The 12,397-nt window shown below is 32.5% G+C and carries 20 protein-coding genes; 4 read left to right on the forward strand and 16 right to left on the reverse strand.

All coding sequences use genetic code 11. The features are described from left to right. Positions 1-411 precede the first annotated feature (411 nt). From WFK35_RS05575 to WFK35_RS05620, 10 genes are all read right to left on the reverse strand, one after another. Entirely contained in the window at positions 412-939 is a 528-nt protein-coding gene (locus tag WFK35_RS05575) for a hypothetical protein (protein WP_336731755.1), read from the reverse strand. A 37-nt stretch (positions 940-976) separates the two neighbouring features. Next, a complete protein-coding gene (locus WFK35_RS05580) occupies positions 977-1,387 on the reverse strand; it encodes a hypothetical protein (RefSeq protein WP_336731756.1) in 411 nt (136 codons plus the stop codon). Beyond that, entirely contained in the window at positions 1,384-1,935 is a 552-nt protein-coding gene (locus tag WFK35_RS05585) for a bifunctional (p)ppGpp synthetase/guanosine-3',5'-bis(diphosphate) 3'-pyrophosphohydrolase (protein ID WP_336731757.1), read from the reverse strand. The genes WFK35_RS05580 and WFK35_RS05585 overlap by 4 nt, the downstream gene beginning before the upstream one ends. 32 nt (positions 1,936-1,967) lie before the next feature. After that, a complete protein-coding gene (locus WFK35_RS05590) occupies positions 1,968-2,477 on the reverse strand; it encodes a hypothetical protein (protein ID WP_336731759.1) in 510 nt (169 codons plus the stop codon). Between the two features lie 45 nt (positions 2,478-2,522). Continuing rightward, positions 2,523-2,882, reverse strand: coding sequence for a hypothetical protein (locus WFK35_RS05595; protein WP_336731760.1), 360 nt, complete (start codon positions 2,880-2,882; stop codon positions 2,523-2,525). Between the two features lie 17 nt (positions 2,883-2,899). Further along, complete coding sequence (locus WFK35_RS05600; RefSeq protein WP_336731762.1) at positions 2,900-3,247, reverse strand: hypothetical protein; 348 nt, start codon at positions 3,245-3,247, stop codon at positions 2,900-2,902. 22 nt (positions 3,248-3,269) lie between these two features. Further along, the gene (locus WFK35_RS05605) at positions 3,270-4,115 is read right to left on the reverse strand and encodes a metallophosphoesterase family protein (protein ID WP_336731764.1); all 846 of its coding nucleotides are present in this window, start codon (positions 4,113-4,115) and stop codon (positions 3,270-3,272) included. A gap of 182 nt (positions 4,116-4,297) precedes the next feature. Further along, positions 4,298-4,759 (reverse strand): DinB family protein, encoded by a 462-nt coding sequence (locus WFK35_RS05610; protein ID WP_336731766.1) that lies wholly within the window; start codon positions 4,757-4,759, stop codon positions 4,298-4,300. A gap of 15 nt (positions 4,760-4,774) precedes the next feature. Beyond that, positions 4,775-5,377 carry a short chain dehydrogenase gene (locus WFK35_RS05615; protein ID WP_336731767.1) on the reverse strand — a complete coding sequence of 201 codons (603 nt, stop codon included), beginning with the start codon at positions 5,375-5,377 and terminating at the stop codon, positions 4,775-4,777. 155 nt (positions 5,378-5,532) lie between these two features. Continuing rightward, positions 5,533-5,715 carry a SymE family type I addiction module toxin gene (locus WFK35_RS05620; RefSeq protein ID WP_116100096.1) on the reverse strand — a complete coding sequence of 61 codons (183 nt, stop codon included), beginning with the start codon at positions 5,713-5,715 and terminating at the stop codon, positions 5,533-5,535. A 94-nt stretch (positions 5,716-5,809) separates the two neighbouring features. On the opposite strand from WFK35_RS05620, the gene WFK35_RS05625 reads away from it, so the two are divergent. After that, positions 5,810-6,028: a helix-turn-helix domain-containing protein gene (locus WFK35_RS05625; protein ID WP_076390764.1), complete on the forward strand. Its 219-nt coding sequence runs from the start codon at positions 5,810-5,812 to the stop codon at positions 6,026-6,028. A gap of 57 nt (positions 6,029-6,085) precedes the next feature. On the opposite strand, the gene WFK35_RS05630 is transcribed toward WFK35_RS05625, so the two are convergent. Together WFK35_RS05630 and WFK35_RS05635 are read right to left on the reverse strand one after the other, a co-directional pair. Then, entirely contained in the window at positions 6,086-6,580 is a 495-nt protein-coding gene (locus WFK35_RS05630; protein WP_336731768.1) for a hypothetical protein, read from the reverse strand. 68 nt (positions 6,581-6,648) lie between these two features. Continuing rightward, the gene (locus WFK35_RS05635; RefSeq protein WP_336731770.1) at positions 6,649-6,897 is read right to left on the reverse strand and encodes a hypothetical protein; all 249 of its coding nucleotides are present in this window, start codon (positions 6,895-6,897) and stop codon (positions 6,649-6,651) included. 197 nt (positions 6,898-7,094) lie between these two features. On the opposite strand from WFK35_RS05635, the gene WFK35_RS05640 reads away from it, so the two are divergent. After that, positions 7,095-7,355, forward strand: a complete 261-nt coding sequence (locus tag WFK35_RS05640) for a hypothetical protein (RefSeq protein WP_336731771.1) — start codon at positions 7,095-7,097, stop codon at positions 7,353-7,355. 46 nt (positions 7,356-7,401) lie between these two features. Further along, positions 7,402-7,626: a helix-turn-helix domain-containing protein gene (locus tag WFK35_RS05645; RefSeq protein WP_336731772.1), complete on the forward strand. Its 225-nt coding sequence runs from the start codon at positions 7,402-7,404 to the stop codon at positions 7,624-7,626. A 186-nt stretch (positions 7,627-7,812) separates the two neighbouring features. On the opposite strand, the gene WFK35_RS05650 is transcribed toward WFK35_RS05645, so the two are convergent. The 3 genes from WFK35_RS05650 to WFK35_RS05660 all read right to left on the reverse strand — a co-directional run bounded on the left by WFK35_RS05650 (position 7,813) and on the right by WFK35_RS05660 (position 10,403). Beyond that, positions 7,813-8,766, reverse strand: a complete 954-nt coding sequence (locus WFK35_RS05650; RefSeq protein WP_336731773.1) for a hypothetical protein — start codon at positions 8,764-8,766, stop codon at positions 7,813-7,815. A gap of 99 nt (positions 8,767-8,865) precedes the next feature. Beyond that, positions 8,866-9,204: a 4-fold beta flower protein gene (locus WFK35_RS05655; protein WP_442892008.1), complete on the reverse strand. Its 339-nt coding sequence runs from the start codon at positions 9,202-9,204 to the stop codon at positions 8,866-8,868. A 158-nt stretch (positions 9,205-9,362) separates the two neighbouring features. After that, on the reverse strand, positions 9,363-10,403 hold the full coding sequence (locus WFK35_RS05660) for a hypothetical protein (protein WP_336731776.1): 1,041 nt from the start codon (positions 10,401-10,403) through the stop codon (positions 9,363-9,365). 157 nt (positions 10,404-10,560) lie between these two features. Here WFK35_RS05660 and WFK35_RS05665 point away from each other — a divergent pair, with 157 nt between their 5' ends. After that, the gene (locus tag WFK35_RS05665; protein WP_336731778.1) at positions 10,561-11,403 is read left to right on the forward strand and encodes a tyrosine-type recombinase/integrase; all 843 of its coding nucleotides are present in this window, start codon (positions 10,561-10,563) and stop codon (positions 11,401-11,403) included. 94 nt (positions 11,404-11,497) lie between these two features. Here the strand turns inward: WFK35_RS05665 and WFK35_RS05670 are convergent, their stop codons facing one another. Beyond that, complete coding sequence (locus WFK35_RS05670; RefSeq protein ID WP_336731779.1) at positions 11,498-12,385, reverse strand: hypothetical protein; 888 nt, start codon at positions 12,383-12,385, stop codon at positions 11,498-11,500. Positions 12,386-12,397 lie beyond the last annotated feature (12 nt).

Below are 12,397 nucleotides of genomic sequence, written 5' to 3' on the forward strand. Positions count from 1 at the left end.
TCCGGGCGTACGATGATGAAGCTATCCTGCAGATTCTTCGGTATCAGAAAAACAATAATATGAATAATAATGATACTGCGGCTTATTTCAAAGTAAGCAGAAACTCTGTTGCAAAGTGGAAAAGGCTGTTTCCCAAAATCTGAAAAGCTTCATATTAAGAATTACAGAAATTAACAATTTAAAAAAGCTACTGTAATAATAGGAAATGTTCTTAAATGAATAATGAAAGTTTATTTACAGATGACAAGGTAAGAAGATCATATTTTTTAAGAAATTAATTCTTCATGTTTTGTAAAGATCCAAACCAGAATTTTTTCTAAATGTTATTTCAGTATGACACAAATGTTTATTATAATTATTAATGAAAAGGCTGTTGTAACGACAGCCTTTATTTTTAATTGCATCAGTCTGCTATTCGTAAATTCTTCCCATTTCAAGCAAATCTCCTAGAGTTAGCCAGCTTGCTTCAAACTCTTCATCATTACTTTCATCATCACCGTGGTCTAAGTAACATCTCATGCCACATTCCAAAATAGAATCCGGTTCAAAATTATACCATCGGTTGCCAGTTTCAGAATCGATTCCAAAATGACGCGATTCATCTTCCAGCTGTTTTCCTTTCATTTTATGCAGCTCTGCAATCTGAAATTTTATAACGGCAATTGTATAATCATATTCGCCGCCGGATGAAGAACCTGTCTTTGAATTGATGAATTTTTTTTCGTCTGGCGCTTTTATAATCTTTAACCATTCTGTATCAAATTGTTTCGGCTCCGAATTAAATGCATCCAGTAGAATTTTCGATAATAAATCGGCTGTCAAAGGTTGCTCTTTTAGCTGTTCTGCAATCTTCAATAAAGCCAGAAGATAAGTTTCCATATCTCTTTTTTCGATATTGTTGTTAAGATTGATGCTGTTATAAAATTCGTTGTATGTCATAATTTAATAAAAATGAATTTGCATTAATTTAAGAAGGCTAATATATAAAAACATCTAAATAATCCTTTAATGTTGTGCTATGACCAATTACCTCGTTTATAAGCTCTTTAATTTTCTGTATCAGTTCAGATTCGTTTGTGTTTTCATCGATGTCTATCAGTTTTAATGTAATTTGAGATTCGTCATCTTTTAAATTGATTTTGATAGATCTTCCGTCAAGAATCGTTATTCTTTTGGGAACAGAAGGGTTTCTGTAACACTCTTTTATAAGATTTGTGATCTCAAAAAGCTTTTCTGTTTCGATAATTTTTCCACTCCAGACTTTACCATTGTGATCTTTGAAATATTGTGATTTGGATGCAATAATTAAAAGGGTATAAAAATTTTCGTTTTTCTTGATTTCAATATCAAATTGTCCTGCAAGAGTATGTGTTTCAATCTTAATCATTTATTTTTATAAGCCTCTATTTTTTCGTATAATCTTTTAGCCAAGTATTCATTACCTTCTTTCAGATGTTCATAGATCACTTTGGCTTCTTCAAGGTATTTCTTTTTCTTCGATTCGTTCCAGAAATAGGGTGGAGCATATAAATTACAAATTCTGTCTGCCATTTTAACGGCCCATATTTCTTTGGGCTGTTGCTTTATTCGGTTTAAGCTGTCGATCATTTGATGTTCCTTTTCTAGTTCCGTATTTTTTGTGAGAGCAAGAACACCTTCTTTCACTTCTTTGCCATATTCTTTTTCGAGATCTTCGATTGGGAAATCTGTATCTTCTATGGTGTCATGCAAAAACGCACATTTTATGGCAAGATCAAAATTAAAATCAGGAGTATTTTTAGAAGCATTGATGATTTCAAATACCACACTTCCGATGTGATTGATGTATTCTATTTTTTGGTTTTTGTTTTGTCCGCCATATGTTTGTCCGTTGTGCAGAATGCTTACTTTCTGCCATATATCCTGTAAATCGTCTATTGTAAAGTTGTTGTTCATTTTTTGTGATTTTATTTGATAAACAATATAAATTATAAGCTAGCAAAACTATCCCAGTCAGGTCTACTGATGATTTTCCCATTATGTTCTATATGAAATAAATGATCGAGATATTTTTGATCTGACATGGTGATTTCAACAACAGATTCAATGTTGTACTTTTCAATTTCGATTTCGTATGCATCTTCCCATTCGTCAGATTCCATTTCTAAACCTCTATCTTCTAATGATTTTGTAACTAATGCTTCTATATTTTCTTCGCTTTGTTCGTTGATAATTTCAATAGATTCAATATATTGGTTAACAACTTTTTCAAAATAGTCGTTATCACAAGATTGAGAAGTGCTTATCTCAGTTAAGAGAGTGCCTTTCGGAAATTCAAAAGTCTGGTGTGAACTTTGTAAACAGGCATCATGTATAATTTGAATCATGAACACTGGTTCTGTTGGGATGTGCCCATCATTACTATGCCCATTTTTTATTTTTAATGTACATTTTTTATCTTCCAATGATAATAATTGAACTTTCCAGAGTACTGACATATTTTTACTTTTTAATTTTATAAAATTTTTCTGAATTTGAAATATTTATTCTATCACCAGTTTCAAATAAGTAATTCCGTCATCTCCGATATATTCGGAATTATATACTCTCTTTCCGATAATTGATTGAATGGCGTTCTGAACATCTGCTAATTCTCCTGCTAATTCAAGACTGATATTTTTTGAGCTGTAAAAAGCATCTTCATCAAGAAAATCAGAAACGTGCAGATAAAATTTATCCAAAACATCTTCAAGCGGATATTGAGAATCTTCCTCTTCTTCCAGATCAAAATTTACTGCAAAAACATAGATGTCCTCTTCTGTATTTTTATAGATTTTATCTTCAATAAGTTCATATTTAGAATTTCTGTGTTTCTCCAGATCAATTAGTTGTATGTTTTTCATTTTAATAAGGTTTTTATTTAAGCAACTTCCTCAATAATTTTTCCGAAGAACTTTTCTCTGGCTTCATCAAGATTCATATTTTGATTTTTAATGTTCCACGCGGTTTCAAACAAATCGAATACGCGAGACATTGCGAGAGACCGGACAGGATCTCCGGGAAAACAGAAAAAATGAGCCTCTTCGGACACACTTCTGCCTTTCCCATTTTCCTTTAAAATTACCCAGACCGAAGATTTTGCATCTGCTCCGGAACCTCCAAATTCTTTTTCCAGATTCCATCGCTCATTGTCTGTCGCACCAACCAAAATCCTCTGATGGTCTACTTCAATCCAGTTGATGATAAGATGGGTAAGCGGTTCTTCCATTTTGTATAGTCTTTTAGTCCGGTTAATGAGACTTCCAGTTAAATTTTGTCATTTTATTTGTCAGCTTCTGATCGACAACATCAATGCTTAATTCTTCTTTTTCTTTTGTGAGAATAATCATACAGCCGTTTTCTAATATTCCGTCTTCGTTGAATTCCAGTTCCTTTATTTTAATAGACTGTGTGATGCAGTTGGAATCTGTTTCCTCTTTAAAAGGCTCTCCCGTATGTCCGTAAAAATGATATTGGAAAATTACATTGTCCAGCACTTGTCTTATTTCAGTCATTCCGTAACCGCTTTGGCTGTCGTCTTTGTCGTGAGTAATCAGGACATCAAAAGTATTTTTAGTTTTTAACAATTTTCTGATTTCCTTTCTTTCGTAATCCTGAATAAAGCGCTTTTCGGATCTGTCTTTTCGGTCTCCGATTCTTCCGATTCCAACAAACTGTAAAACTTCATCTTCCGATTCCAATGTTTGTTCTAAACCAGATTTGCAGACGAAAACTCTTCCGTAGATATCGATAGGAAATATGCTTTTGTCAGGATTTTCTTTTTCAAGTTCATCTAAAAAATCGTGGTCTTCATGATTTCCGCGAACGCAGATCATGTTCATATTAAGCTCATTCAAAAATGCCCTGATCTCGGGCTTTTCTTTTGTGAAATCATCATGGAAACCGAGTTCGTCTCTGTCGTATTGTGCGTGTTTTATCGTCGCTTTATCGAGATTTTCGATGTTTGGATAGGCTCCCATATCTCCGCACTGTAAGATAAAATCAATTTTGCAGCCCGTTTCTTTCTGGTACAGATCAACAAGTTTGAAAGGTAACAGAATTTTACCGTGAATGTCTGAGAAAATTGCAATTTTCATATTTGAGTTTGGTTATTTTATTTTCGGGTATCAGTTTTTTAGCCTTTTAGAAACTAATATGGAAAACAAATATATCGAAAACAATTAAAGGAAAAACGTTACATATACGAAAATAACAATTCCAGATATGAAGTCCGGAATTTGATTATTGTTTAATACTTTTTATAAATTTATTTTATTCGTCATTTACTCTCCAAAATATCATTAATGATTTCCAGATGATGGTTCGTGTGTATTTCAAGAAATTTAATTGCCTTTTTCAGTTTTAAATCTCCGAAAAAAGGATGGTTGAAATATTTATTGGGATCAAGGTTTTCCAGTTGTCTGATTTTCGTTTGGGTGAATTGTAAATGCTCCTCCAAAGTCTGCTCATCATAATGTCCCGGAGTGACTACTTTTGGGGATTTCGCGCGACCTCTGGGAATTTTATTCAACGCAAAAACCAGAATTTTCGAAAGCTTAAAGCTCCATTTATAATTTTTGGGATCAGATTTTTCTATGTTTTCAATGATGGCATTAATTGTCAGCAGAATATGTTCTATTTGCCATCCTACAGTCGATTTCGAAATTTCAGGATTTGAAACAGTGTGTTTTGAGATTTTTTCTTCAAGATCATGTAAATATTTCGGCAGTTTATTCATCATTCAACCTTTTATTTTTTAGTTGTAAATTCTGATGACTTCTCCGTTTCCTTTTCCGTTTACGCTTCTTACATAACCGTTGATGACTTTTTTCATCGGAATAGGGTTGTGTCCCGGAAAATAATCTCTGTATTTTTCATAAGCGTCTTCCACCATTCCGGAAGATACAACGTTCAGTCTGATTCCGTTTTCCAGTTCCAGCGCTGCCGCCTGTACAAAGCTGTGGATTCCACCGTTCACCATTGCTGCACTTGCAGTCTGAACAACAGGATCATCCGCTAAAATTCCTGTAGATAATGTTATAGAACCATTGGAATTCAGATAATCTTTTCCGATACGCACAAGGTTGACCTGCCCCATCAGTTTACTTTTCAGTCCGATATAATAATCTTCTTCGGTAAGGTCTTTGAAATCTGCCCATTTTGCTTCACCGGCAATACAGATGATGGCATCCAGTTTTCCTGTTTTTTTGAACATTTCGTTAATGGAATCGCTGTCTGCAATATCCACCGTTACATCTCCTGAGTTTCTTCCGGCAATTACCACTTCGTTGTTCTCTTTAAAATGCGCTGCTACTGTTTTTCCGATGGTTCCGTTACCGCCAATGATGAGTATTTTCATGCTGTGATGTTTATTGATGATGAATAATTTCCTGAAATTTCAGATATAATCAAAGGTACGGAAAGTATTTTACCAAAAAGAGTGCAAAATTTGAGTTTTTTATGATTGAATTTTTATAATTGAATGTTGCAAATAACAAATACATCATATCATATTTATAAGTCATCGACGGTAATAATCAGTTTATTTTTCTTCTGCTGAATATTCACCATTTTTCCTTTTCCGAAACCCAGTTCATCAAGCCATTTTCCTCTGAGCCTTATTTCCGGAACGATGATGAGTTGATTGCTGCTTTTCTGAAATCTTGAATGGATTTTAAGTTTTCTTGAATTCATCATTGTCGTATTTTTATATGACAAATGTATAAAAAATTTTCTATTTGTCAACTTTTTGTATGACAATTTTGTAAGCGAATTAGCTGACATTTGAATTATGACCAGAGAACAGCTAAAGACAGAATTGGGTAAAAGAATTATTAGGCTTCGCGAACAGAAAGGGTGGAGCCAGTCGGATTTTGCCCGTGCCTGTAATAAAGACCGACAGGCAATTGAAAAATTGGAAAACGGAAAAGTAAATCCTACACTTTATACTTTGCTGGAATTGGCTATTGCTTTAGAAGTTTCTTTGTCTGAACTGGTGGATTTAAAATGATATATTATTTCACCCGATGTCGCGGATTACAAATCCGCGACATCGGGTTATCAGGATTTAGATCTCTGATATTTTTGTTTCAGTATTTCTATACTTTTCTTTTAAGGTGTTAATTCTCTGTTCAAAGTACTTATGATTCTCTTCAATTTCTCCGGGGTAAAAATTCAGCCAGCGATTATGCTCTCTATACGCTTTCTGTCCATCAATAAGTTGTTGTTTTCTTTTGGATTCGTTGGGTACTAAAATATTGTCGATGATTAATTCGTACGGCTTTAACATTTCAGACAGGGTATCAAAGTCTTCCAGATTCGATCCTGTGTTGTAAATTACAATATTATTTTCCGAACTGATAATTACTTTAGAAAGGTATTCAAGTTTATTCAGCTCTGAATCTTTTGAAGGATCATAATTATTTTTTTGAAGAACATCGGAAAAATCCACAATTTTAAAATTAGCAAATTCAGAATTTCTTATATCAGATTCGTCAATCCTATACGTTAAAATTACTTTTATTTTCTTTTCTGGTTTTGATAAAATTTGTTTGAAATTCATAGTCCTGTTTTTTTTGTTTTACTAAAAATATAAAGCAATTTTCACAAATGTTTCATTTCGGTCCGTTATTATTTCCAAAATTCCCACCATTTCTTTGGGGTTCTGATTTCAGATTCTGGCTTCGTTGTATTTTCAGCCTTATTTACAGAAGAAATTTCCACTGCCTTCAGATAAATATTTTTATACTCTTCATCCGTTAATTCATCCACCACATATTGTTTCTCATAAATTTGGTTTTGGTTATTTGTTTTTACATTTTTCTGGCTGTACAGGAGGAAGCTGTAAAAATACCTGAACTTCCTGCCTATACAAACCAAGGGTATATGATAAATTGTGTTTTATCTCTAAATAAGCAAATTTTTGTCCATTTAATGATTTTATTTTTCATCAGAAGATATAAGATTGTTCTAATCAATTATTTGTTCTACAAATGTAATAAAAATATTTTTATATTACCGAATTCGGTAATGGTAATTTATACTAATAATTTCAATTTGCACAAAAGAGTGCAGTTATGAATGAATTTAAGACTGATGAAATCAAAAAACTGGTTTCAGAAAAAATAAAAGAAATAAAAGGAGAGATTCCTTATTCTAAGATTTCTGAAAAATGCAATATTACAGCGGCAAGAATTAGTGATGTTGCCAATAACAAAATCGATTGTCAGCTCAGTACTTTCATTGAAATTGCTACCGGATTAAGAATACATCCAAAAGAATTATTTGATATTATTTTTGATTTTGAAGAGTATTATTCTGGACTAGATAAAGTCTGAGAACAGTTGGAAACTTTCTAAATCACCACGTTATATTTACAATGGAATGGATAGAATTGAATTTCGGATAGCTTTTGGGAAAAGAATTGAAAAATTTAGAAAAGAATCAGGATTAAGCTATCGGGAATTAGCTCAAAAATGTGATGTCGACCATAGTAATATCAGCAAAATTGAAAAAGGAGAAGTTGATGTTAGAATTTCTACCATACAGGAATTAGCGAAAGGTTTAGAAATACATCCGCAAGAATTGTTTGATTTTGAAGTGGGGTAGAAGTTTTTAGCTAATAGAATAACGGTTTCGGGCTTTGCGTTCGGGTGGGTTTCGGAGCACAAAACTGTCAACCAGCACTGAACTTGATACGAAGAACAAAGCTCCAAGTTTGCACGTTACCCCGCCTGACGCAAAACCCGTGTTATCGGCTGCTTTTCCATCATCTATTTGTATTTCCATTAATCTTTAATATTGTCTAACAAAGTCAAATTGTTTTGCAGGTGTGGAGCCGGGTTGTTTAATTTCTTTAAGATTTGCACTTGTATCTTTAATGATAATTATTCCGTTCCACAAACCTTGCAAATTCTTTCCGTCTATTCGTTTGATGTCAATGTATGAAGGATTTGCTCCCCTTACTAAAATTTGAGAACGGATAGTATTTTGGTAACCTAAAAATGTAAGAACTTCATTGTCATTTGGTCGGTATATTTTATAAATACCATTTTCTTTTTTTATTTCCATAGTCTTCACGATTGTTTGACCACTTTGTGTTCTCTCTGTCCAAATACAATTCATTTTTGTGATTTCCAATTTAAACCTTTTAATTGGGTCTGAACTTTCCCAAACACCTGAGAGAAAGTCTGATTGATTGTTTGATGACAGAAATTTATCAACATATTTCCAAGGTCGGTCTGTCAATTCTCTGACTGGAATTGTTAATCCTAAACTTTTTGTAACTTCAGTCGCAAAGGTTATGCAGTCATTTTCAATTATCTGATAGTCATTTCTGCCCTCCCAAGTATTTTTTATCGCAAAGGATTTATCATAATCAGCTTTGTCAACTTGAATAATCAACCTAATTAGGTCTTGGGTTAAACTACCCTTATAAAACTCGTCTGCAATCTCTCCTGGAACTTTTGAGAAAAATGCTTTAAAAATAGCTGACCCGTCAGCACTACTACTACCGCTATTTTTAGAATATAGTCCAAATGCTCCTTCAATAATTGATTGTTGTGCTGCTGCATCCTCCTTGCCCCAAACAATGAAAGCGTGACCAGTTACAGAGTTATTTCGTCCGCATAAAACAACAAAATATTTACTTTGGTCAGATTTAGAGGTGAGGTCTAATGTCTTTACATTTTGTCCGAACGCCTGAATAGCCAGAAAAAATAAGATTAAGTTTGAGAGTATTTTTTTCATTGTTATTTTATTTAAGTCTGTTAATATTTATATTGTCGGTTGTGCTGTGTTAAAGTTGCCGATAACGGTTCGGGTCTTTTTTCTTTGCCATATTTTTTTTTAAACGTTAATAAAATTTTCCCAAGTCAAATTAGACCACGATAAACTGTCAATGGGTGGAATTGGCGGAATCGGAGGAATTGCAGGAATAGGTGGGATAGGAGGAATTTGTGGAATGGGTGGTATTGGTCCGTTTGTCGCGCCTTGGATAAATGCAATTGCGTTTCCGTTTCTATCTCTAAAAAATCCATTACTAAACCGTCCTAAATGCCTGCTTCCATAAGTAAATACTGAATTGTTATTTATGAATGCCAAAACTTGTCTGCCAGATAAGTGATAAATAAAATTGTTATTTATCCAAGCAATTGTCCGTCCGTGTCTGTCGTAAATTGGTGTCATATCATTGTCGTTTTAAAGTTGCACATAACGGTTTGGCGCTTGGCGCAGTGGCGGATTTCGGAGCACAAAACTGTCAATACACCACAAAAGTTGATGCGAGGTAGTATGTTCAATTAACCACGTCACCCGCCATTGAGCCAAACGCCTGTTAGCAGCCGTTATTTTCTTATTTCAATTGTTTTATTTATAGTCAAACTTGTATGTTCAATTATTGGTTTAAAGAATTTTGACAAATCCGATTGCTTTCCGGAAACAAAAAGTATGCAGTTGTTGTCGATTGTCGTTACTTGAATTATATGTTCAGAAAAATCAACTCCATTTACATTTAGGTTTGTCAAATAGTTTACAGCATCAAAGCTTTCAAAAAGAATACTCATTTCTATCATAAGATTTACATGGTCGCTTTGAAAATTCTTTTTGCCGACATGATATTTAGGTTTTCTGTTGATATCAGGATACTTCTTCAATAGCTCTTTGTTTATTAGACCTGCAAATTCTGACAGCTTATTAAGTGAATCAATAAGATAGTCATGTTCTATTTTCATTTGTTGTCCAAGTTTATAACCATAGTTTGGAAATTTTGTCACATATTCCAAATCAGTCACTCCGTTACGGTGAACAAAGAGATGTCTTCTAATATGAATTTCTTCAATGTCATTGAAGTTTACGCCAAGATTTTTAATGTCAACATCAAACATTTTTTTATAATACTTATCTATTTCCTTTAAGCCACCACTTGTCAGATTCCTAAAGTCTTTGGTGATTAAATCCGAATGAATTTTGTTCATGCTAGAAAGACTTAGTAAATAGTTTTTCTGGAAGGTAACAGGCTCGCTTACTTTAAATGGTGTTATGTCCCGTTCAAATATTTCAAGAATTACGTCAGTCAGGTAAACTTCTAATGCTGTGATTGTTGAAATCAGAATTAGTTGTCTTAGTTTAAAAGGGTATGCGTGTTGTAGTCTTTGATATAAAGCTGTTGGACTATGTTCTACTGAGTTAACTGAAGTCTTTAAAGTTGGATTAACTGTTCCACCACTTTTTAAATCCTTACCAAGTTTGATAGTTTCTGTCTGATATAGGTGATAAGTTATGTCATAGATTTGTCTGGAATCCTTGATATTGCTCTTTAACTTATTATATGATTCGAATCCTCTCATGTCGATATATAATGGCTGCCAACTCTCTAATTTACGCATTGTATCAAATTCACATTTATAACATGCGTCCATTCATTTTATAATGAACTCAATAATATTGGTTAAATTACTGATTTAAAGCTTTTAAAGTTTGTTTTTTTGAGGTTTTATTTTTTTTGTATGGGTGAAGTTTTATATATTTGATGAAAACTTAACCATGGAAATTATTTCACTTGTAGATTCTTACAAAGAGAAATTAATTATTCAAAGATACAGTTCATCGTCTGTAAAAAACTATTCAAGTGCTCTTCAGAATTTTTTGAGTATGGCTTCTCAAAAGTATACAGATCCGCTTGATATTCCTTTAGAAGATGTTGAAAAATTTATCTTTTGGAAAATTAATAAACATCATATTTCTGCATCGCATCAAAGCATTATTCTTTCTAGTATTGCTAAATTTTACAAATTATTATTTGGTAAGGATATCAATCTTAAACATCTGTATCCTAAAAGAAGAGAAACAAAGCTGCCTAAATTTCTTACCTGCAACGAAGTAAAAAATATCCTTGAATGTACCGAGAATATAAAGCATAAAGCTCTCCTTACTACAATTTATTCGTGTGGTCTGAGATTAAGTGAAGTTCTGGAACTGAAAATATCGGATATAAAATCTCAGGAATCTGTTCTTTTAATCAGGAAGGGAAAAGGAAAGAAGGACAGATTTGTAAATCTTTCTCCCAAATTGCTGGAATTATTGAGAACATACTTTAAAATATATCAGCCGAAAACGTATGTGTTTGAAGGTCAAAATACAGAGCAATATTCAAAAAGAAGTGTGCAACAGGTATTGAAAAACTCATTGAAAAAGGCAAACGTCAGTTCTCCCGCAACCGTTCATACATTGCGCCATTCTTATGCAATGCATCTTTTAGAAAATGGTACAGATATCAGAATAATTAAAGAACTTTTAGGGCATAATGATATTAAAACCACAGAAATTTACACCTATATTACAGATATCTCCAAAAGTAAAGTCAAAAGTCCTTTAGATTATTTGTAAAAAACACTTCACAAAAGCAGTATAATTATCGCGATGTCACGGATTTGTAATTTTCATGTTGTAAATCACGGATTGCAAATCCGCGCTATCGGGTTTAATAAGTTGATTTATACTCTTCTCTGGGTGGAATTTCTTTCCATTTTTTATTTTTATATTGATAGACTTTATATTTATTATCTTGAAATTCTCCCGATTCGTCTTGATTATACTTGAATCTAACAATAACAATTTTATCTTTTACATTTTCAAAAGAAATAAATATAGATTGATAATTTTCTGCTTTCCCCTGAATTTTTCTTAAGATTAACTCACTTTTTTCTTCTTTGTTAGAAAAGTAATAAAATGGTAAGATATCTTCAGTTTTACTTCCATTCGGGTTTTTATATTTTTCAATAAACAATCCTTTAGATTCATTCTTTGCTGTTAGTATTATATCTTTAGAATTGTCATAATAATACGGTTTAATTTTTTCTTCAAAAGTCTGGTAAGGTTTATCGTCAGTTATAAAACTATCCACGTAACCCAAATAAGGAATCAAATTAATATTGTATTTCCTCACGATGTATTTTATTGTTTTCTCTGTCCAAAAATGAGTTTGGTTATATGCGGGGCATATGGTCTTGTAAGCACAAAAATGAATGGACAATAGATCGTCATCGATATAATGATCACAATAGCCATTATAATAGAAAATTATATTTTTACTTTTTAAATTTTTAAACCCTATATCTTTAATGATTTTCTTATTGAGTTTTGAATAGTCTGAATTTTTAAAATTTGTAATTAACTCATTACTCAATTTCATCTTATTATCATATACAGCTGTTGCTAAAGAATCTCTAATTTTAACTCTATTAATGTCTTGACATTTAAAATTAGATAAAAAAATCAATAAAAATATCAAATATATTTTTTTCATTCTTTCATTTAAAATATTTTCTCCCGATGTGGCAGATTTGCAAGCTGTAACTTTAATTTCCATATTGTAAAATCA

It is taken from the genome of Chryseobacterium sp. VD8 (genome assembly GCF_037149975.1).
Classification (GTDB): domain Bacteria; phylum Bacteroidota; class Bacteroidia; order Flavobacteriales; family Weeksellaceae; genus Chryseobacterium; species Chryseobacterium indicum.